At 57.8% G+C, this 20,886-nt stretch carries 15 protein-coding genes; 11 read left to right on the forward strand and 4 right to left on the reverse strand.

Annotation, left to right across the window (positions count from 1 at the left end; genetic code table 11):
- The first annotated feature begins 55 nt into the window (after positions 1 to 55).
- From H8B15_RS15925 to darG, 9 genes are all read left to right on the forward strand, one after another.
- Positions 56 to 1,570: a type I restriction-modification system subunit M gene (locus H8B15_RS15925; protein WP_216859170.1), complete on the forward strand. Its 1,515-nt coding sequence runs from the start codon at positions 56 to 58 to the stop codon at positions 1,568 to 1,570.
- 17 nt (positions 1,571 to 1,587) lie between these two features.
- On the forward strand, positions 1,588 to 2,829 hold the full coding sequence (locus H8B15_RS21200; RefSeq protein WP_281383954.1) for a restriction endonuclease subunit S: 1,242 nt from the start codon (positions 1,588 to 1,590) through the stop codon (positions 2,827 to 2,829).
- A 121-nt stretch (positions 2,830 to 2,950) separates the two neighbouring features.
- Positions 2,951 to 4,351 (forward strand): coiled-coil domain-containing protein, encoded by a 1,401-nt coding sequence (locus H8B15_RS15935; protein ID WP_187320653.1) that lies wholly within the window; start codon positions 2,951 to 2,953, stop codon positions 4,349 to 4,351.
- Between the two features lie 120 nt (positions 4,352 to 4,471).
- Entirely contained in the window at positions 4,472 to 5,344 is an 873-nt protein-coding gene (locus H8B15_RS15940) for a hypothetical protein (RefSeq protein ID WP_187320654.1), read from the forward strand.
- Between the two features lie 10 nt (positions 5,345 to 5,354).
- Positions 5,355 to 8,594: a type I restriction endonuclease subunit R gene (locus H8B15_RS15945; RefSeq protein ID WP_187320655.1), complete on the forward strand. Its 3,240-nt coding sequence runs from the start codon at positions 5,355 to 5,357 to the stop codon at positions 8,592 to 8,594.
- Complete coding sequence (locus H8B15_RS15950; protein WP_187320656.1) at positions 8,591 to 9,307, forward strand: M48 family metallopeptidase; 717 nt, start codon at positions 8,591 to 8,593, stop codon at positions 9,305 to 9,307. The genes H8B15_RS15945 and H8B15_RS15950 overlap by 4 nt, the downstream gene beginning before the upstream one ends.
- 102 nt (positions 9,308 to 9,409) lie before the next feature.
- The gene (locus H8B15_RS15955) at positions 9,410 to 10,048 is read left to right on the forward strand and encodes a hypothetical protein (protein WP_187320657.1); all 639 of its coding nucleotides are present in this window, start codon (positions 9,410 to 9,412) and stop codon (positions 10,046 to 10,048) included.
- A gap of 163 nt (positions 10,049 to 10,211) precedes the next feature.
- Positions 10,212 to 10,829 carry a type II toxin-antitoxin system toxin DNA ADP-ribosyl transferase DarT gene (darT, locus tag H8B15_RS15960; protein WP_187320658.1) on the forward strand — a complete coding sequence of 206 codons (618 nt, stop codon included), beginning with the start codon at positions 10,212 to 10,214 and terminating at the stop codon, positions 10,827 to 10,829.
- A 24-nt stretch (positions 10,830 to 10,853) separates the two neighbouring features.
- Positions 10,854 to 11,885 carry a type II toxin-antitoxin system antitoxin DNA ADP-ribosyl glycohydrolase DarG gene (gene darG, locus H8B15_RS15965; RefSeq protein ID WP_187320659.1) on the forward strand — a complete coding sequence of 344 codons (1,032 nt, stop codon included), beginning with the start codon at positions 10,854 to 10,856 and terminating at the stop codon, positions 11,883 to 11,885.
- A 348-nt stretch (positions 11,886 to 12,233) separates the two neighbouring features.
- Here the strand turns inward: darG and H8B15_RS15970 are convergent, their stop codons facing one another.
- Positions 12,234 to 13,385 carry a PDDEXK-like family protein gene (locus tag H8B15_RS15970; protein WP_187320660.1) on the reverse strand — a complete coding sequence of 384 codons (1,152 nt, stop codon included), beginning with the start codon at positions 13,383 to 13,385 and terminating at the stop codon, positions 12,234 to 12,236.
- Between the two features lie 170 nt (positions 13,386 to 13,555).
- On the opposite strand from H8B15_RS15970, the gene H8B15_RS15975 reads away from it, so the two are divergent.
- Positions 13,556 to 15,760 (forward strand): McrB family protein, encoded by a 2,205-nt coding sequence (locus H8B15_RS15975; protein ID WP_187320661.1) that lies wholly within the window; start codon positions 13,556 to 13,558, stop codon positions 15,758 to 15,760.
- A gap of 130 nt (positions 15,761 to 15,890) precedes the next feature.
- Complete coding sequence (locus tag H8B15_RS15980) at positions 15,891 to 17,018, forward strand: McrC family protein (RefSeq protein ID WP_281383955.1); 1,128 nt, start codon at positions 15,891 to 15,893, stop codon at positions 17,016 to 17,018.
- A gap of 36 nt (positions 17,019 to 17,054) precedes the next feature.
- On the opposite strand, the gene H8B15_RS15985 is transcribed toward H8B15_RS15980, so the two are convergent.
- The 3 genes from H8B15_RS15985 to H8B15_RS15995 all read right to left on the reverse strand — a co-directional run bounded on the left by H8B15_RS15985 (position 17,055) and on the right by H8B15_RS15995 (position 20,377).
- Positions 17,055 to 18,335, reverse strand: coding sequence for a type I restriction enzyme HsdR N-terminal domain-containing protein (locus tag H8B15_RS15985; RefSeq protein ID WP_187320663.1), 1,281 nt, complete (start codon positions 18,333 to 18,335; stop codon positions 17,055 to 17,057).
- Positions 18,336 to 18,528: 193 nt separating this feature from the next.
- The gene (locus tag H8B15_RS15990; RefSeq protein ID WP_187320664.1) at positions 18,529 to 19,845 is read right to left on the reverse strand and encodes a Y-family DNA polymerase; all 1,317 of its coding nucleotides are present in this window, start codon (positions 19,843 to 19,845) and stop codon (positions 18,529 to 18,531) included.
- Between the two features lie 64 nt (positions 19,846 to 19,909).
- A complete protein-coding gene (locus H8B15_RS15995) occupies positions 19,910 to 20,377 on the reverse strand; it encodes a LexA family protein (protein WP_185284485.1) in 468 nt (155 codons plus the stop codon).
- Positions 20,378 to 20,886: the final 509 nt, after the last annotated feature.

Here is a 20,886-nt window from a genome sequence, read left to right on the forward strand (position 1 = left end):
GCTCCCCCTCTCCCCGAGGAGAGGGGGCCGGGGGGTGAGGTCCCTCCCCCAGAACATGACTAAAATTACCCCCCGCGTCTCCCAGGCCGAAATCAACAACATCCTCTGGCGCGCCTGCGACACCCTGCGCGGCACCGTCGACCCCACCCAGTACAAAGACTACATCCTGACGATGCTCTTCGTCAAGTACCTCTCCGACGTCTGGGCCGACCACCACGCCGCCTACCTCGCCAAGTACCAGGGCGACGAAGCCCGCGCCGCCCGCGCCATGCAGCTCGAACGCTTCCAGGTGCCCGCCCACTGCTCCTTCGGCTACCTCTACGAGCAGCGCAACGCCGATAACATCGGCGAGCTAATCAACATCGCCCTCGACGACCTCGAAACCGCCAACCGCGGCAAGCTCACCGATGTGTTCCGCAACATCGACTTCAACTCCGAGCCCAACCTGGGCCAGACCCGCGAGCGAAACACCCGCCTCAAGCTGCTGCTCCAGGACTTCGCCGACCCGCGCCTCGACCTGCGCCCTTCCGTGGTGGGCGGCGAAGACGTCATCGGCAACGCCTACGAATACCTCATCTCCCGCTTCGCCGCCGATGCCGGCAAGAAGGGCGGCGAATTCTACACCCCCGGCGAAGTGGCCGAGCTGCTGGCCCGCCTGCTCAACCCCCAGCCCGGCGCCCGCATCTGCGACCCTACTTGCGGCTCCGGCTCCCTGCTCATCAAGATGGCCCGCCAGGTGGGCTCGCGCAACGTGGCCCTCTACGGCCAGGAAATCAACGGCTCCACCTATGCGCTGTGCCGCATGAACATGTTCCTGCACGGCCTCGACGATGCCCAGATTGAGTGGGGCGACACCCTGCGCAACCCCCGCCTGCTCGACGGCGAAAACCTGCGCCGCTACGACGTGGTGGCCGCCAACCCGCCCTTCTCCCTCGACAAGTGGGGCCACGACGAAGCCGGCCTCGACCGCCACGGCCGCTTCTTCCGCGGCCTGCCGCCCAAGAGCAAGGGCGACTACGCCTTCATCCTGCACATGATTGAAACCACCCTCGATGGCCACGGCCAGGCCGGCGTCATCGTGCCCCACGGCGTGCTGTTCCGGGGCGGCACCGAGGGCAAGATTCGCCAGCGCCTCATCGAGGAAAACCTGCTGGATGCCGTCATCGGCCTGCCCGCCAACCTGTTCTTCGGCACCGGCATTCCGGCCGCCATCCTGCTGTTCCGCCGGGGCCGCACCACCTCCGACGTGCTCTTCATCGACGCCAGCCGCGACTTCGACGCCGGCAAAAACCAGAACCGCCTCGGCGAGGCCCATATGGCCCGCGTGGTGGACGCCTACCGCCGCTACGAAACCCAGGAGCGCTACGCCCAGCGCGTCACGCCCGCTCAGCTGCTCGAAAACGACTACAGCCTCAACATCCCGCGCTATGTGGATACCCAGGAGGCCGAAGCCGCCATCGACCTGGTGGCCACCCAGCAGGAAATCACCCGCCTGGAGCACGAGCTGACCGCCGTGCGCGGCCAGGTACACACCTACCTGCGCGAGCTGGGCATCAACGTGGAGGCGTAAGCATGGAAACGATAGAAATGAAAAAAACGGCCGGGACTGCCGGGAAGGCAGGGTATAAGCTGACGCGCTTTGGTTGGATACCGGAAGAATGGGCAGTAATGAAATTGGGAGACGTCACCTCACAGGTTACAGTGGGTATTGCTAGTGCAGCAACCCATGCCTATCAGAGTACGGGCATCATATTGCTGCGCAACCTCAATATCAAAGAAGGTTATTTGGATACCAGTGACCTGCTTTTCATTGGTGAAGAGTACGAGCACTCGTTTAGAAATAAAAGACTTAGGGTTGGCGATATTCTGACTGTACGTACTGGTTATCCTGGGATTTCGGCAGTAGTCACGCAGGAGTTTGAAAATGCCCAAAGTTTCACTACGCTCATTTCGAGGCCTATACCTTCTATTGTTGATAGTGACTATCTGTGCTACCTCATCAACTCAGAAATAGGCAAAGACTTCGTCAACAATGGGCAGGCTGGCGGCGGACAGAAAAATATCAACGCTGGTACGCTTACTCAGTTCACGTTCCCATTACCTACTAAGTCAGAACAAGGCCGTGTAGTGTATTTTCTGAAACAGTGGGAGAAATACGAGAATGGGCTAGCTAATCTGATTGAAGCCAAGCGCACCTACAAGCGCGGCCTGATGCAGCAGCTACTGACGGGGCAGCGGCGGTTTCCCGAGTTTCAGGGGCAGCCGTGGCCGCTGGCCTCCATTGGCGAGATGATAACCGAAAGCCGCGAGTCGCTCCCCGTTTCCAATCCGCACGAGCGTATCACGGTACGCCTCAATTTGAATGGCGTAGAAGCACGCGACGTGCGCGGCACCGAGGCCGAAGACGCCACCGTTTACTACCTGCGCCGCGCCGGGCAGTTCATCTACGGCAAGCAAAATCTGCATAAAGGCGCTATGGGCATCATCCCCGCCGAGTTGGACGGCTACAGCTCCACCCAGGACATGCCCACTTTCGATTTCTCGGCTACGGTAAATCCCCAATGGTTTCTCTACCTGATGAGTCGGGAGGATTTCTACCTCAACCTCGAAAAAATAGCCACCGGCACCGGCTCCAAGCGAATTCAGCCCGCCAGCCTCTACAAAATCAAGGTTCCGTTTCCCTCGCTCCCCGAGCAGCAGCGCATTGCCGCCGTGCTCACCGCCTGCGACCAGGAAATCGAGCTGCTCCAGGCCCAGCTCCACCAGTGGCAGCAGCAGAAAAAGGGCCTCATGCAGCAGCTGCTCACGGGGCGGCTGCGGGTGGGGTAGGGCAGTTTTAACGTGGTGGGCCGGCACCATGTTAAAGTTTTCCTATATTCTCAATATGCCAGTCTTTTCTCTGGTAGTGCGTTAGAAGCCAAAACGTTGAATTGATTCTGCAATAATTACGATGACTGAGCAACAAAGAATTACGGTCGACAAGTCACTACGACAGTTAGAGGCTCTGAATTTGAACGAGCTAGCCAAAAAAGCCTACAAGAATAAAGACCTGCGCACTGTCACTGTTGCAGAATTCAAGCTGGCCGAATTTATTGCCATGTTCAATCGAGCTATCAAGCAGTTGAGAGCAGAAATTGACCGGGGAAGTTGGCAGATTATGTTGCACGCCTATAATGACCCTGAAGTAGGAAACAACCAGTTGAATGCCATTCTTCAACACATGGTAAGCTACCTGACTGGTGGTTATTCGTTCGACCATATTGCCCCTCAATTGTTGTGGTTAGTGCATTATCAAATGCAGTTTGGGTTCTGGGAAAAATCAAAGCTGCGCGTGCATAGCATTGACGAACTCCAATTTCAGAAAGCACAAGCCAGCATCAGCCTACTACAAGCCGAAGTTGAAAGGCGAGTCGCGGAAGTAGATACCTTAAAGGCAGCTCTTGAAGAAAGCCAAAATGAGCTGGACGAATACCGCACCCAGAAGCAGCAGGAATTCAAGACCCTAACCAGCAACCAACAGCAGTCAAACGAGCTGCTAAGAGAAATCCGCGACTTTCAGACAACTGCCAGCACCAGCAATGCTACCATCGCAGGGATTTTAGAGCAACAAAAGCAGCTTCTGACGGATTCGCGCGAGAAACTGGTTGAAGAGCAAGAAGAATTTACCGAACTCAATACCGCGCTTGAATCTGCACGAGGTAATGCCCAAAACCATCTGTATGAATTAGGGGAGAAAGATGCCGAGTACGCAGAGATTATTAGAAGTGCTTCCGAAAAAGAGCAACTTATTTTAAGTAAGCAACAGCGTATTGAGGAGTTACTCGGTTTTGCGGCTGATGCCGCGCTAGGCGGTACGTTCAGCCGCCGCCAGGGAGAACTAGCCTGGCCAGTACGGGTCTGGGCCGCAGTAGCTATTGCGGCGGCTGGTTTCGCTTTGTGGTGGGTGCTGCACATCTTCACCCAATTCCCCAGTCACGGCGACGGCGGATTTAGCTGGTCTGTAACGTTGCTGAATGTGGTGCGAACCTCTCCCGCCTTTGTTCTGCTATTTTTCGCAATAGCCCAGTACACGAAAGAGCGCAACTTACAGGAAGAATACGCCTTCAAAGCGGCTGTGGCCACCACTGTAACGGCTTACTCAGATATGATTGAGCTGGGAGCAGAGAAAACCGCCATGCTTGTCAGCACCATCCAGGGCATCTATACGCCGCCCGCCTTAGGCAAGGAGGCCACTCCACTAGTTTTCAGTACCAAGCATTTGGCGGATGCTACTAAAAATGTTGCAGATGTTGCCTCAACCTTAAAGTCAACAGTCGCCGAAGCGGTAACCGCCGTCAAACCGAAAGCCTGATAAATAAGAAAAACGCCCAGCATCTGGCCCGGACGTTTTCCTATCTGTTCCCTCACATGGCAGGGTCAGACTCTAACCAAAGATATATTAAACACGCAAAAATCACTTCTCAATAGCAGCATGATACACGGCGACCTTAAAGACCGGGATATTTTGAAACGCTACATCGAGTCGCTCATTGGCGCCATCAATGCAATCGAGCAGCCTCATGATGCCCAGCCGTTACCCATTCCAATTATTGAGCAAACCTACCTCGACTTGATTCGTCGGATTAAGGCCAGTCTGATGGGTATTCTAGCCCAGTTAAATTACTGGCCTGAACATGGTGAGATGAAAGTGCCTATTACGCTCTTGTTCCGTTCGTGTGTAACTGATGTTTTACTTCTCCTATACCTTAAGACTCTAGAGGAGCATGAGGCAACATTTGAAAACGAAGTAAAGCTGTTAGATAAGCCATACATACGATTTGTAGAAAGTCTGATAGCTACCGGCCAGTTAACAGGAAACGATGAGGATAAAGCAGCAGCTTTGCAGGCTTGGTATGCAGATGAGAAGGTTGCGCCGTTAATTAAATTAACAGAGCCGCAGATGGAATTTCTCAATAATGCTGCGCTGAGAGCAACTAGTGACTTGGACCTATTGAAACTTGAGGAGCGCGAATTGAAATCTAGTCTAACAACTGATTCTCAGTACAAGCACCTAGCTGAGCATGATGACCTTAAATCTTTATCTGACTTGTACTGGCTATACAAGCATGGCTCCCAGCACGAGCACTATTCTCGTTTAGGAAGCCGCTTCTTTCACCTACCGCAGTGGTTCGAATGCTTACAATGGTACAAAGTATTAGTAGGCTGTTTTGAAGCAGTAAGATTGGTTGGGGAAACACTAAGCGCATCCGAGGTGCTGCTGGAAGACTTGCGCTTGAACGTTGGCCATCTGTATCAGCGGTTGCTGGAGCATCAGGAAGACCAAGCCGCTGCTGCACAACAATAATTCTCAGCCCATGCCCGCCTCCGCTACCCCCAACCTGCGCGAAGACCACGCTTCCCAGCTCCCGGCCCTGCTGTGGCTCCAGAAGCTCGGCTATACCTACCTCGCCCCCGCGCAGGCCCTGGCCGCCCGCGGCGGGCGTACCAACGGCGTTCTGCTCGAAACGGTGTTGCGCACCCAACTCGCCCGCCTCAACGCCGTGCGCCACCGCGGCCAGCAGCAGCCCTTCTCCGACGACAACCTCTCCGCCGCCATCCAGGCCCTGCGCGACCTGCCCGGCCCCCTCGGCTTCGGCCCCGCCACCCACGCCGCCTACGACCTGCTCACCCTTGGCAAAAGCTTCGAGCAAGTCGTCGACGGCGACCGAAAAAGCTTCTCCCTGCGCTACATCGACTGGCAGCAGCCCGCCAACAACGCCTTCCACGTCACCAGCGAGTTCACCGTGCAGCGCGCTGGCCTGCCCGATACCTACCGCCCCGATGTGGTGCTCTTCGTCAACGGCATCCCCCTGGCCGTGCTCGAGTGCAAGCGCCCCGCTGCCGGCCTCCTCGACCAGGCCATTGCCCAGCACCTGCGCCAGCAAACCGAAGACGGCATCCGTCCGCTCTATATCTGGTCGCAGCTGCTGCTCGTCGCCGACGGCGACCAGGCCCGCTACGCCACCACCGCCACCCCGCCCGAGTTCTGGGCCACCTGGCGCGAGCAGCACCCCAGCCCCGAAGCCCAGGCCGCCTGGGAGCAGCAGCTCCTCACCCTCAAAAACCAGCCCCTGCGCCCCGAGCAGGAAGCCGCCCTCTTCGCCGGCGACTTCGCCTACGCCCAGGCCCACTTCCGCCAGCTCCGGGCCGCCCCCCAGCTGCCCACCGGCCAGGACCGCGCCCTCTGGAGCCTCTGCCAGCCCCAGCGCCTCCTCGACCTGGCTTTCCACTTCGTGCTCTACGAAGACGGCCTCAAGAAAATAGCCCGCTACCAGCAGTTCTTCGGCGTGCGCGCCACCCTCGAGCGGGTGCAGCAGCGCGACCAGGATGGCCGCCGCCTCGGCGGCGTGCTCTGGCACACCCAGGGCTCCGGTAAGTCGCTCACCATGGTCATGCTGGCCCAGCTGCTGGCCACCGACCCGCGCCTGCCCGGCGCCCGCATCCTGCTCGTCACCGACCGCACCGACCTCGACGAGCAGATTGAGGGCACCTTCATCAAGTGCGGCAAGCTGCCCAAGCGCGCCCGCTCCGGCAAGCACCTGCGCCAGCTCCTCCACGACCCCCGCGCCGAGGTCATCACTACCCTCATCAACAAGTTCGACAAGGCCGTGCGCCACCTCGACGTCCCTCTTGATGATGACAACATCTTCGTGCTCGTCGACGAAGGCCACCGCTCCCAGTACGGCTCCCTGCACACCCGCATGCGCCAGGTGCTGCCCCGCGCCTGCTTCCTGGCTTTCACCGGCACGCCCCTGCTCAAGCGCGAAAAGAGCACCGCCGCCCGCTTCGGCGGCCTCATCGACCCGCCCTACACCATCCGCCAGGCCGTCGAAGACAAGGCCGTGGTGCCCCTGCTCTACGAGGGCCGCCACGCCGCCCAGGCCGTCAACGCCCGCCCCCTCGACCGTTTCTTCGAGGTCGTCACCGAGCCCCTCACCGACTACCAGCGCGCCGACCTCAAGCACAAGGTCAGCCGCGCCGAGCCCCTCAACGAGGCCGAGCAGAAAATCCAGGAAATTGCCCTCGATATCAGCCAGCACTTCACGGCCACCTGGGCCGGCACTGGCCTCAAGGGCCAGCTCGTCACCGGCTCCAAGAAAGCCGCCCTCAAATACAAAGCCGCCCTCGACATGCTGGGCCAGGTCACCTCCGAAGTCCTCATCTCCGGCCCCGATGAGCGCGAGGGCACCGACGACGCCTACGCCACCGAGGCCACCGACCCCGTCGTGCGCTTCTGGAAGCGCATGATGGACCAGCACGGCTCCCCCGAGCAGTACCAGAAAAACGTCATCAACGCCTTCAAGTACCAGGACCAGCCCGAACTCATCATCGTCGTCGACAAGCTCCTCACCGGCTTCGACGCCCCCCGCAACACCGTTCTCTACCTCACCCGCGGCCTGCGCGAGCACACCCTGCTCCAGGCCATTGCCCGCGTCAACCGCGTGCACCCCGGCAAAGAGTTCGGCTACATCATCGACTACTACGGCAACCTCCAGCAGCTCGACTCGGCCCTGACCACCTACTCCGGCCTCGACGGCTTCGACGAAGCCGACCTGGCCGACACCCTGGCCCACGTCCGCACCCAGGTCGACGAGCTGCCCCAGCGCCACGCCGAGCTCTGGGACCTGTTCCGCGCCGTGCCCAACCGCTACGACGCCGAGGCCTACCAGCAGCTGCTGGCCGATGCCGCCCTCCGCCACGACTTCTACGACAAGGTATCCACCTACGCCCGCCTGCTGCGCCTGGCCCTGTCCACGCTGGATTTTACCCAGCGCAACCCGCCCGCCAAAGTCGAGCAGTACCGCCACGACGGCGCCTTCTTCCTCAAGCTGCGCGAGCAGGCCAAGCAGCGCTACGCCGACGTGGTGGACTACCGCCAGTACGAAGCCCAGGTGCAGAAGCTCATCGACACCCACATCCGCACCGAGGAAATTATCCGCCTCACCCAGCTGGTCAACATCTTCGACGAGCAGCACTTCGCCGAGGTAGTGGCCGAGGCCGGCACCCCCGCCGCCCAGGCCGATACCATTGCCCACCGCACCGCCCGCACCATCACCGAGAAGATGGACGACGACCCGGCCCTGTTCCGCCGCCTCTCCGAGCTCATCGAGGAAACCATTGCCGACTACCGCGCCCGCCGCATCTCCGAGGCCGAGTACCTGCAGCGCGCCCGCGACGTGCAGCAGCAGGTGCTGCGCCACCGCACCGCCCCCGATACCCCCGCCGCCCTCCAGGGCCGCCCCGCCGCCCAGGCTTTCTACGGCCTCACCGAAGAAGCCGTGCGCCCGTCCCCTGGTGCCGATGCCGCCAGCCTGCGCGAAGTAGCCATCCACGCCGGCCTGCACCTCGACGACCTGCTCCGCTCGCACCTCCTCGACCAGGCCCGCCCCATCGTCGACTGGCCCAACAAAGACTCCCTCGTCAACGCCGCCCGCCTCGCCCTCGACGACTACCTCTTCGACCTCAACGCCCGCGAAAACCTCGGCCTCTCCCTCGACGCCATCGACCGCCTCCTCGACCAAGTATTCGCCGTCGCCCGCCGCCAGTACGCATGAGTGTCACTGCTTTCTCCATCACTTATGGCAGCCACGAGCTGACTTTCACGGTAGAAGTGCGCCCGCGCCGCACCCTCAGCATCTCCGTCCACCCCGACCAGCGCGTGCACATCCTCTCTCCCCCCGACGTGCCCCTGGCCCAAATCCAGGCCCGCGTCACCCGCCGCGCCGCCTGGATTCTGCGCCAGCAGGCCTACTTCCAGCAGTTCCGCCCCGCCACGCCCGCCCGCCGCTACGTCAGCGGTGAAACCCACCTCTACCTCGGCCGCCAGTACCGCCTCCGCCTCGAAGAAGCTCCTAAGTCCCAGGTCAAGCTCATCCGCGGCCGCCTGGTGGTGCACACGCCCCGCCCCGCCGATGCCGACCACACCGCCCAACTCCTGCGCCAGTGGTACCAGCAGCGCGCCGCCGAGCAGTTTCAGGCCGTGCTGCAGCAATGCCTACCGCTGCTAAGCGAGTACCAGCTCCCCATTTTACCTACCCTGCACCACCGCTACTACCAAAAGCGCTGGGGCAGCTGCAGCCCCACCGGCCGCATCACCCTCAACACCGACCTCATCCGCGCCGACAAAAGCTCCATTGCCTACGTCATCCTCCACGAGCTCTGCCACCTCATCGAGCCCAACCACTCCCGCCGCTTCTACCGCCTCCTCACCCAGATACTACCCGACTGGGAGCGCCGCAAAGCAAAGCTGGAAAAGGCCCTTGTTTAACGTTCTTGGCTTAGTTTTCAGCCCTGCTTAAGAAGTTATGCTTTATCTGCGTCCGCTTGCTTGTCGAAGCATCTCTCCCGCGCCACTAATTTCAACAGTCACATGACCTTACTTTGCATTCTGGAAGCCTTAGATCATATCGCTACTATTCTGGGTGTTGCCGGAATTCTGTTTGCGTTACTCAGTTGGCGAAGTTCCCGCAACAGTTTTCATCACACTGTCATTACGAGTTGCACTAGCCGCTTTCAAGAACTAAGCCTTAAGCTTCTTACCCAGCTTCCACTATCTAAAGAAGCAGTGCAGCAATATCTAGAGCTATGCAATGAGGAGCTATTTTACTTCGAGAGTAAATTTCTACCTCAGCCCATCATTGACGAGTGGCTCGATGGCATGCTAAGCTTTATCCACCTGCGCCGGGAAGATGGTTCATTGTTTCAGCTCGCAGAGGTGACTCCATCACCAGAAACAGACCTTTCGCCACCATTTCCTGCAGAATACCAGCAATTTCTCCAGAACTACCCCCGGCTTAATTATGCTTTCCGCGTAACGCCGGCAGCTGAGAAGACAATTAATAGTGTTCATAGTGAATACGGATCAGATGCTGCTCGCGCCGAAATGGTACTAACGGTACTTGCGAACCTTCGCTCCTACAAAGAGCAGCCTTTTCTTAAACACTTGCACCGTGCCCGCACTACTATGGGCAGCAATGTAAGGAACTGGTTAAATACCATTCTCCCCTAGCTTTCAATCTATACTGCGCCATACAGATAGCCCAACCACTCCCGCTGCTTACCAGCATCGTCGCGCTTCTCACCCACGAGTTGCAAAATCACACTTAATTACCACAGCATGAACGAGTATCTGCCAGATCTTCTCGCAAAGTAATAATGGTTTTCTTTGGCTCATGCTCCAGCCGATTCCCACCCGCATCTTCCGTCTCACACACCTTGCTAATCTACCCGATACGCTACGGCACGGCATCTTCTGTCGCAACCATCCTAGCCCCGCCATCACCGCCTACCAGAACATCGGCGACGCTAGCCTCACCGACCGGCGTAACCGCATTGCTGTACCACTCCCACCCGGTGGCGTGCTCAACGACTACGTGCCTTTCTACCTAGGACCGCGCAGCCCCATGCTCTATGCCATCAGCCACCGCCAGCCTCAGGCCAATATTGTATACCTCGTTAGCCAAGTGCAGCGCATCCAGCAGCTGGGCCTACCCTACGTCTTCACCGATGGCCACGCCTACGAAATCCTGACTACCTTCCACCAAAGCCCTACTGACCTAGCCGCCCTGGCGTGGGCTGATATTTACGCCGACCACTGGAAACCGACGCTCCAGAACCCCAATCTACAGCGTCACAAACAGGCTGAGTTTCTCGTTTATCAGTTTGTACCCGTGAATGCTTTGGTAGGAATTGCTGTTCTCAATACCCATATTCGTATCCAGGTTGAGCAACTTGTGCAGCAGGCCGGCCTCACGCTGCCCGTGCGCGCAGTGCCCACTTGGTACTATTAAGTCTCCTGGCTCACCGCAATTCGCATGATTATCTCTGCCGAAGGCAACTTGTTGCAAGCATCCACAGATGCCCTCATCAACACCGTCAATACCGAAGGTGTAATGGGGAAAGGCATCGCCTTGCAGTTCAAAGAAGCCTTCGACCTTAACTACCGCCTTTACCGCCAGGCCTGCAAAACACAGCAGGTTCGCGTAGGCGAAATGTTCGTCACTGAAACTCACGAGCTAGTTGGCCCGCGCTTCATTATCAACTTCCCTACCAAGCGGCACTGGAAGGAACGCTCCCATATCGAGTACATCACCGAAGGCCTTGAAGACCTGAAGCGCGTAATCGCAGCGCGTGGTATCACCTCCATCTCTATGCCTCCCTTGGGCTGCGGCAACGGAGGCCTGAACTGGAGCCAGGTGCGACCCATCATCGAGCAGTCCCTCACCGAGGTTACCATTCCCATCTACCTCTACGAGCCTTCCGCTACGGTTTCCAAGCGGGAGCGCCAGCCCACTGCTGACGCCCAAAAGCTGACCCCTTCCCGCGCTATGTTGCTGGCCGCTATGCGGGCCTACTCATCGCTTGGTTACAGCCTCAGCCTGATCGAAGTGCAAAAGCTCGCCTACTTTCTTCAGCGCCTAGGCGAACCCCTTAAGCTGAAGTTCGAGAAAGCGCAGTATGGCCCCTTTGCCTATAATTTGAGTCACGTCCTGCAACGCATGGATGGTGCCTACCTGCGCGGCATGGCCTATAAGGAAGCGAAGCCCTTCGCGGAGCTGACGCTGATGGAAGAAAAATTTCCCGAGATTGACGCATACATGGCGCAGTACCTTACTGGCCAGCAAAAGGAGCAGGTAGCCCACCTTACCCACCTCATCGAAGGCTTCGAGTCCCCTCTTGGGATGGAGCTCCTAGCTACCGTCGATTATCTGCTCAACGCCCGCGAGGCGCATGATGTTCCTACCCTAGTGCAGGCTGTTGGTGCTTGGAACGATCGTAAACGCGAAGTATTGACACCCGAATATATCGGCTTAGCGTTTGAACGACTTTCGCTAGAAGGCGTGTAGCCTAGCTCGTCCTACTTGCAGTTACCCAACGGGGCTAGCTAGTCGAGCATCATGCCCGGCCAGTTTGCCCCGTTATCTGTGTTAATGATGCAGTAGTAGCAGTTTGCCGATTTGGTCTCATGTTCTTATTCACGAGTTACAAAATCACATGGACTACAAAAAGCCCATGCATATGTACGTGTAGGGGCGAGGAGGTCTAGCTAGGAAAAAGAAGTAGCCCCGACTACGTAAATAGGCCGAGGCTACACACGATGATCCCAGAGGTCCTCCTTGAAAAATTTAAAAACAGAAAGTAGTAGAGCTACCCTTTCATCAAATTTCCTTTTGCAAGAAGAATCTCCAAATAGGCTACACTGTCTTGTTTGCCTGTGCAACCTCGCGCATTAACTCTTTGACCTGATCAAAATAGCCTTGTCCTTCTCGTAGCCTATCCTCAAACAGATGCAGCCGGGCCTCTTCGTTTTTCACAGCTTGGTAGAGTTCGGCAGGCGGTATGTTATTGAAGTAACGGTTGCTCATCCATTTCCACGCTAGCCAATAGTGATTACGGTCGCGTTTTAACTTCGGAACCTTATTCTGAATAAGGACGGCCAACGGACGTAATGCCTCTTCTGTTGCCAATACGTCCTTCCCGTCCCGTACAGCCCGAAAGCCATAACTATTGTTGTGGAGCCGGAAGTAGATGGCGTAGTCTGGGAATGGTGAGACATTCTCACTGAATCGGGCGTACCACTTCTCCTCGAACTGGTGGATTAGCTCTCGAACAAAAATTGCCTGACTTTCCTCAAACGCTTGTTTGAGGGCGTGGGCGCTCACAAAGTTTTCTTCGCTTTGCTGAACCAGTTGCTGCATTTCCATTCGGATGAAGTCATTGGGCGCTTTGCCCGTGAGGTAGTGAATGAGGTGTTGGTACTGAACGATTGTTTCCCGCACGAGCGGATAGGCCACCGCCACTTGCCGGCATGTATCCAACCAAGCAACAATGTCGGTGCGGTAAGAGAGTCGCTGGTACTGTTCTGGCAGCAGCTTTCCGGCCCCCCAGTTAGTTGGCTCAGCACCCTCTAACGTCAAATACAGCAGCCGAGCGTCTTTGCGGTGTGCCCGATACCGCTCTAGCTGATTCTGCTGGTCGTGGGCATAAATCTTATTTTCAATGAACAGGTATTGCCCGGCCGATTCCAGGTAAATATCAATTCGACCGCCTTGCGAGTAGTCTGCCGTCACTCGCCCGATATCGTACTCCACCACAACCCGGGCAGTAGCCGTTGGGAAGCTCGTAAAGCCTATCGCTTCGACAAACAGCTTTAAGAACGCATCCCGCAGGCCATGGCTACCCGCCGGATTCAGCAGCTCTCCGAGGAACGCGGAGTGCATCCGCACTTCGTTCGCTTCGAGGCCCAGGATTCGAAATACATTGAAGTTCTCACCGCTTAGCAACGTCATCTTCTCCTGCGTCCGTTGCAAGGCGGAAACCTGCTGTAGCAAACTACTATGCGTCATATGCAACGTTGATAGATGAGAGCAGCAAGTAACAACTTGTTTGCCGTACCCTTCTAACAATACTTCATGTAGCCGCACTACCTACTCGTAAAGCGAACAATATGGGCTATAGGGGTCCGTAGTAGAACGAAACAGCTCGGCATTTACGCCGCTATTCGTTTCTTTGCTTTATGAGTGACGTGCGCCTGGTAGCTCCGGAAGTGGTGGAGCAGTTCTTTGACTTGGTGCGCGACGTAACGCTGCAAGTGCAGCCGTTTTCGGTGCACTATCAGGACTTCTTTGTGACGGCGGACAACCTGCAACCCTTGGTTCGCACCAACGCGGCGACCTTTCAGTTACGACGCGGGAGCGCCGAGGCGGGGCAGTGGGCCACGCAACGCACTATTCGCATGCTCCTGCGGCAAGTAGGCAACAAGCTAGAGCACGCCTTCCAGTATGCGCGCGGGTGGCGTCATCTGGTGTACGACATCGGCAGCGCTTGGCAAACGGAGACGGAAGTACTCATCGGGTTTCGCATGATCAGCGGCAGCGCGGGGCGGAATCGCTGGTTCGGACGTCGCGATAGCGCCATTGAGACGCGCTCGCCCCAGGTGATGGCCAACTTAACCAGCCACTTGCGACAGGAACTAACCCGCGCCTTTGCCAAGTACAACGACGAGACAGACACCGGCTTACCTGACCAGTGGCTGACGGTGGTGCGGCTCCCACTCACCACGCCCACGACGCTGGTCGCGACGACTTCCACGAAATCCTTGCTGCTGCGCCAGTTGTCGCAGGCACTCGTGCTGGGCGAAGTGTTGCGCCGCCAGTCATTTGATCCTTCGATAGAACCTCCCATTACGCGTGCTATGCCACATGCTCTGAATCAAATTCTGTACGGCCCGCCCGGCACGGGCAAGACGTACAGCACGTCTTTGTGGGCGCTGACCCTGCTCAATCCGAATAACCTGCCGCTGGCCGAAGTCAAAGGTCATTACGGAGACAATCACGGCGCGATGCGGGGAGCCTTCGAGCAGTTTCGTCGGGATGGGCAGATTGGCTTCGTGTCCTTTCACCAGTCCTTTGGCTACGAAGATTTTGTGGAAGGCATCAAGCCCGGCTTAGACGACAGGGACGAGGAAGAGGGTACTAGTATGTTACAATACCACCTTGCCGCCGGCATTTTCAAGCGCCTGGCCGAGCGGGCCATTTACGGCTTGCATCTGCAACGTCAACTACGCGAGCAGGCCATTGGCACGGCCGAACCCGTCGCGCTGGATTTCGAAACCCTGTTCAGCCTGTTTAGTAACCAGTTACTGGAGCGCCTGCAACAGCACGGCGTGGGCAATGTGATCCTGCCCACGATTTCGAATAGTAGTGTGGTGCTGGACGAGGTGACCTCTAAGGGAACGCTGCGCTTCTATCACCAGAATGGGGATGCCACCAAAACATTTGCCGTCAGCAAAACCCGTCTCGAAAAAGTCTACCGGACGTTTCCCACCGTCGCGGCTATTACCAATGTGAGTCGCGATATTGTCAGCACCATCGGCGGGGCCAATACGACCGTGTACTGGGCCGCGTTTCGTGCCCTCAAGGAATTCGAAGCCCAGCAGCTCCCGACCCTGGCGACGACGTCGGTGGACGCATTCGACTTATCCGAGCAGTTGCGCCGGGCCGTCGACCAGCCTGAAGTAGCGGCGAGTGTCGCGCGTGACTACGACTTCCATGCCCTCACGGCCGAAGACTACGCTGCCGCACCGCGCTTTGTGCTCATTATCGACGAGATCAACCGAGGCAATGTCGCCAGCATCTTCGGCGAGCTGATCTCGCTGCTGGAAGAGGACAAGCGCGGCGGGCAGGCCAATGAGCTGCGCGTGACTCTCCCCTACTCCAAAGAATCGTTCACCGTGCCACCGAATCTGTTTGTGCTCGGTACGATGAATACGGCAGACCGCTCGGTGGAAGCACTCGATACGGCCTTGCGGCGGCGTTTCAGCTTCCATGAGTTGGCGCCGCAGCCGCAGGAGCTGCCCGATAACGTGGAGGGCATCAACGTGCAAGCCCTGCTGACGGCGCTCAACGAGCGGCTGGAAACCTTGCTGGACCGGGACCACCGCCTCGGGCACGCCTGGCTGTTGCAGGTACGGACCGTAGAGGACTTGCGGACCGTCTTTCAGCAGAAGATCATTCCCCAACTGCAGGAGTACTTCTATGGCCAGTGGGCGCGGCTGGGGCAAGTGCTGGGAACCGGTTTTGTGCGCCGCCTCCCGAGAGCAGTTCGCCTCTTGCCCGGCTTTGAGGAAGAGGACCTACCCGACGAGCCCCGGTACCGCTACGACATCACGCCCGTGAGCGAGTGGACTGCGGAGGTGTTCCGTCGCCTGTACGCTTCGTGACATGGCGACTACCATGACGCTGGTGGCCTACGAGCACCAAACGCTTCGACTAGGGGACACCCCGGGCCTGCGCGAGGCGCATCTGACGGCGCTCTTGGCCTTGCAAGAGCGGCACGCGGCGCGCTGGTTTATGCCGCTACGCCAGGGCATCAAGCTCACCAGCTACGTCGGCGTGATGCAAGTCCCCGGTCTGACGCTGGAAATACTACCCAAGCTGGATGACCCGCACCGCGCCAGGACGGGGGACGCAGAAGCCGCCCACTGGCAACACGTCTTGCTACGTCTGCTCAAGGCGACGCACCAGCTCCCGGTGACCGTACCTAGTGCTGCGGCCCTCGCGCAGGCCCGGCACTCGATGCTGGATGTGTTTATTGCTGCCTTCCTAACCCAGGTCGAGACGCTGCTCCGACAGGGCCTGAAGAAACAGTATCGTCCCGTGGAAGGGAATCAGCGGGTGTTACGGGGCCGGTTGCTCTTTGCCCAGCAATTGCGCCACAACTTGGTCCATGCCGAACAATTTTATACCCGGGCTCATACCTACGATGCCACGCACCCATTGCATGCGTTGCTTCGCCAGGCCCTGCACGTAGCCAGCGCAGTAGCTACCTCGGAGCAACTCGCGACGCGGGCCCGGTCAATGCTCGGGCAGTGGCCAGAAATGCCGCCCGTTGCCGTGCCTACCGAACTGCCGGTGCTGACGCACGCGACGGCGCGCTACCGACCCGCGTTGGAGCTGGCGTTGTTGCTCCTACAACGGCATAGCCCGGCCCCCCAAGCGGGGCGCACGACCGCCGTCGCGTTGCTATTCGATATGAACCGCTTATTCGAATCGTATGTCGCGCAGCAGGTAAGACGAGCAGCCCCTGCCCTGCATTGCCGGGTGGCGGCCCAAGCCAGTCAATACCTCTGGCATGATGTAGCCGTTCGGCCCGATATCGTCGTCACGTTGCCGGGCGGGGCTACGGTGGTGCTGGATACGAAGTGGAAGGTACCGACCTCCCAGCGTCCCTCCGCGGCCGACTTACAGCAACTCCTCGCCTATTGCCATTTGTGGGGAGCGGCGCACGGCCTGCTGGTGTATCCCACCAATCCTTCTCCGCACCCGAGTCGTTCCACGCAACAGCCCTATGCGCCCGGTCGGCTGGCAATAGCTGTGCAGGGCCACGTGTTATTTGCCGACATCTTATTACCAGACGGAAGGCTGAATCTGGATTTCGGGCGGCAATTACTTAGCTATTTAATGACCCTACCACAATAACACACAGACTACTCAATGCAGCGTGCGCAGTGAACGTTAGGGGGCTGCAATCGTTTTTTTGCTGCGTCGATTGTACAACCGGCGGTACTCGTCGCGAAGCAATGCGTACCGAATCAGATTGGCAACCAAGCTGACTGTAGGGGGCTGATCCCACAGTAATCGTTGTGCATTATCAACGTGGCCTAATACAATCTCCCCTTCCTCGTTGAGCAGATCCGGTGCATGCTTGCTGACGTAAGCAAGGACTTGCTGACGCTTCACGGGTCCCTTCTTCCCATTCGTGAGTGTGCCGTCGTGCCAGATGGTAACTTGTTCCCCTACGCAACGGGTGAATCGGTCGAGGGCAAGTTGCAGAGAAAGGTGGCTGCGGGTGCCCTCATCAACGGACACACATAACATAGTTGTGCCCGCACTTGTCCCTTGAGCAGACGTGTGCTCACGTTTTTCCTTGGCACAAATGGTTAAGCCCACGATGTAGTCGTTACGACGGTACCGAAGCAAAAAGCAGCGGTAGTTGCTGGGCCAGGACCCGCCGGCTGCATTGCCATAACTTTCGTAACGGGGACCATTATCATGAAAGCGGCTCAAGACATCTGTTGTTAGTGTAGGAGTAACGGTCGGCTCGTTTTCGAACAACCCATGCAAATTCACAAGAAAAGAGTGCAGCGTAGCGGGCGTATCCAACCCTACAATGCCTTCATCCTGTAGTGAGGTGATAAGTTTTCTGGAAAGGGGGCGGTGCGTAGCCCGCTCGAAAAGCCACACCCCAAGGTCCGTTTGAAGCTTAAGACTCGTGCGAGCAACCATTTGCTGATACGTCGGTACATGCACTATTTCCTGATAGGCACCCTTACGTCGCTGGCGAATCCGGATATCGCGACCGTTGGTGACAATGACTAGCTCCGCACCTACTATCTCGTCGTAGCGCTCTACCTGAGTTAGATGACTATCTAGAATAGGTAAGCTAGGCGCTTTACACTCAATAATGGCTACGGCTTCATCAAGGCCATCTCGTTTCCGGGCAAAAATGATGATGTCAGCTCTTCCGACAGCGCCTACTTCGAAATAAGACATAGGCACCTCCGCTCGCAGGCTGTCTGGCGGTACTTTGACTTCATGTAGCAGAAATCGAATGAACGCTTGGCGTACTGCTTCTTCTGGGGTAGCTTGAATCAGGCGTTTGCGCGCGTGGCACAGATAGCAAGACTTACCGCCTCGTCGGTACGACGGCTTAGAGGTGTATAGGCGTTCTTGAAATATATGGCCATCGGATGCAACGGCCTCTCCTGGCAAAGATGATGTTACAGATAGTTTCATATACTCGATAGTAAAATAGTGTGTCTCGTCCGTCCCAAAATACGGACGTTTTAGTGGCCCACCCGTCTGGGCTGCTTCGCGCCCCAAAAAGCGACCAAAGATTGTTTCATTCCCTGTTCTCACGAATCAACGGCTCGCGATCTTTGCGCTTCCTAACTTCTTGAGAAACCTAGCTATGCTTTTCGGGCGCTGCTTATCCGACCAGCAGCAGATCCGTCAGCCGCGTGGTATAGGCCGGGCTACGGTACTGGGCATTGCCCTGCCAGGGAGTGGGCTGGCCCACAGCCGTTACTGCTGCCGCGGGCCGTACTGTGCCCCGCCCGAAGCGCTGATTCAAGGCATCGACGCACGCCATCAACGGTTGGCGGCGGTCCTCTGTAACGGTAGGCGAGGCAGCTGCGGGCGTGAATAAGTCCAGTTGCTGCCCGCGGCCCGGCGGTTCCAATCCGTCAAGCACGACGCCCGCTTTCACGTAGCGACGGTCCGGCTCGTAAATCCGCTCCAGCAAGCGCCGCCCGTACGCAAGTAGCCGCAAGGTGTCATTGGTCGGTCCACTCGGCAAGGTCAGTGTGGCGGAACGAGTATAAGGCGGCGGAACCCGGGTATCGTAGCGGTCCTGGGTGAGAAAGACGGTGAGCAAGTGCGCCTGCTCTCCCTGGGCGCGGAGCTTCTCGGCGGCCCGGCTCAGGTACGTGCTCACCGCGCCCCACAGATCCTCCAGGGCCGTGAGCCGCTGCCCAAAGCTGCGGGAGCACCTGATGCTCTGGCGGGCCAGCGTCCCGTCTTCGCTGGCCTGCAGGCCCTGGCAGGGCTGCCCGCGCAGCTCCTGCACGACGCGCCAGCCCACCACGCCGCCCAAATGTTTGCGGGCCCAGACTTCCGAGACCTGACTTAGCGCCCACGCTGTGCCGATGCCATGGGCCGTGAGCAGTTGGGCATACTGGCGGCCGATCCCCCATACGTCGGCCGCGGGCAGCACACGCAAGGCCCGCTCCCGGCGGCTATCGGTGTCGAGGCGTAGCACGCCCTGCAACTCAGGGTACTTCTTGGCCAGGCGGTTGGCCACCTTGGCCAGGGTCTTGGTCGGGGCCATGCCCACGCAGGTGGGGATGCCCGTGCAGGCCAGCACGTCGCGGCGCAGGGCCTGGGCGCGGCTATCTAAGGTGCCGCACCAGGTTGTGAGCCCGTGCAGGTCCAGGAAGGCCTCGTCGATGCTGTAGACTTCCACGGCCGGCACCTGCTCGGCGAGGCGGGCCATCACGCGCCGGCTCATGTCGCCGTACAGGGCGTAGTTGGAACTGAGCGCGTGGCCCTGGTGGTAGCGCAGCAGTTCGCGCACCTGGAAGTAGGGCGCCCCCATGGCAATGCCCAGGGCCTTGGCCTCGGCGCTGCGGCTCACGACGTTGCCATCGTTATTGCTCAGGACCACGACGGGGCGGCCGTCGAGGCGGGGCTGGAAGACCCGCTCGCAGGAAACGTAGAAATTGTTGCCGTCGACGAGGCCGTACATAGAGGAAGGGGCCGCCGCGGGCGACTAAAGAAATGAGAGTGAAACGGCAGGAAGCGCTTGGGGGCTAATCACGGCTACGCAGCAGGGCCGTGAGCTTGCCAGGCAACAGTTCGTGTACCACATGCGTCACCACGCCCCAGATGCGCAAGCTCTCGGGCTCGGTAATTTCGTAATCAGGGTAGGCTGGGTTCTCAGCCTGCAACCACCAGCTACTCCCCCGCCGTACGAGGCGCTTGACGGTGCATTCGCCCTCGACGACGGCCACCACGATGTGGTTGTGGTCGGCCTCCAAGTGTTTATCGACGGCGAGCAGGTCGCCGGCGTGGATTTCCGCACCCTGCATGCTCTCGCCAGCGACGCGCACCAGATATGTAGCCTCGGGATGGCGGAAAAGCAGGTGATTTAGGTCGAACAGCTCTTCTAGCTCATCAGAGGCGGGTGAGGGAAAGCCTGCCGGCACGAGGCAGGCAAACAAAGGAAGCCACACGGTGGTGGTAGGGCTACTAACCTTGATTAATTCAATGGTTGTCATACGGCACGAAATCAGGACAGGAACAGCAAGTATACTAAAAATATTAGCATATTGTTTGCGTTCCGTTTCATGAAGTACATAAACTTTGCACATAAATAATTTTTTAAAATGTGTATGACATCGGCTAACGATATACTATGCAGATTTTTATCCTTCTTCAGCATAGGTTACTTTCTAAATAATCAACTAAATATTATAGTAATTAACGAACAACTTCTAGCTAAATAGGACCTGAAAAGCGATTTTTCACTGCTCAATTACGAGTAGGTACAGCTACTTGCGCATCAGGTAGATTCCTATTTCTAATTTTCAGGTCGCATACTACAGAGACATTTTAGAGACGGCGGCTCTACTTCACATTCCCAGGCCTATGGCACTGGATTTCATTTTGCCTAAATCACAAATGTTGGGCAGTTGGGAGAACGGTGTGGCTTACAAAAATTTGTTGATTTTTATGCCATAACTTGTTGTATAATAGTCAACTTTATATAATAAAATTTCGTATATTC

This window comes from Hymenobacter citatus, from assembly GCF_014333615.1.
Taxonomy (GTDB): domain Bacteria; phylum Bacteroidota; class Bacteroidia; order Cytophagales; family Hymenobacteraceae; genus Hymenobacter; species Hymenobacter citatus.

Bases quoted from the DNA above. Each gene is read 5' to 3' on its own strand.
- darT (WP_187320658.1), top strand. From the start codon at position 10,212: ATGCTCCAGCCGATTCCCACCCGCATCTTCCGTCTCACACACCTTGCT.
- H8B15_RS21200 (WP_281383954.1), top strand. From the start codon at position 1,588: ATGAAAAAAACGGCCGGGACTGCCGGGAAGGCAGGGTATAAGCTGACG.
- H8B15_RS15990 (WP_187320664.1), bottom strand. From the start codon at position 19,845: ATGTACGGCCTCGTCGACGGCAACAATTTCTACGTTTCCTGCGAGCGG.
- H8B15_RS15935 (WP_187320653.1), top strand. From the start codon at position 2,951: ATGACTGAGCAACAAAGAATTACGGTCGACAAGTCACTACGACAGTTA.
- H8B15_RS15975 (WP_187320661.1), top strand. From the start codon at position 13,556: ATGAGTGACGTGCGCCTGGTAGCTCCGGAAGTGGTGGAGCAGTTCTTT.
- H8B15_RS15955 (WP_187320657.1), top strand. From the start codon at position 9,410: ATGACCTTACTTTGCATTCTGGAAGCCTTAGATCATATCGCTACTATT.
- H8B15_RS15945 (WP_187320655.1), top strand. From the start codon at position 5,355: ATGCCCGCCTCCGCTACCCCCAACCTGCGCGAAGACCACGCTTCCCAG.
- H8B15_RS15970 (WP_187320660.1), bottom strand. From the start codon at position 13,385: ATGACGCATAGTAGTTTGCTACAGCAGGTTTCCGCCTTGCAACGGACG.
- H8B15_RS15995 (WP_185284485.1), bottom strand. From the start codon at position 20,377: ATGACAACCATTGAATTAATCAAGGTTAGTAGCCCTACCACCACCGTG.
- darG (WP_187320659.1), top strand. From the start codon at position 10,854: ATGATTATCTCTGCCGAAGGCAACTTGTTGCAAGCATCCACAGATGCC.
- H8B15_RS15925 (WP_216859170.1), top strand. From the start codon at position 56: ATGACTAAAATTACCCCCCGCGTCTCCCAGGCCGAAATCAACAACATC.
- H8B15_RS15985 (WP_187320663.1), bottom strand. From the start codon at position 18,335: ATGAAACTATCTGTAACATCATCTTTGCCAGGAGAGGCCGTTGCATCC.
- H8B15_RS15940 (WP_187320654.1), top strand. From the start codon at position 4,472: ATGATACACGGCGACCTTAAAGACCGGGATATTTTGAAACGCTACATC.
- H8B15_RS15980 (WP_281383955.1), top strand. From the start codon at position 15,891: ATGCCGCTACGCCAGGGCATCAAGCTCACCAGCTACGTCGGCGTGATG.
- H8B15_RS15950 (WP_187320656.1), top strand. From the start codon at position 8,591: ATGAGTGTCACTGCTTTCTCCATCACTTATGGCAGCCACGAGCTGACT.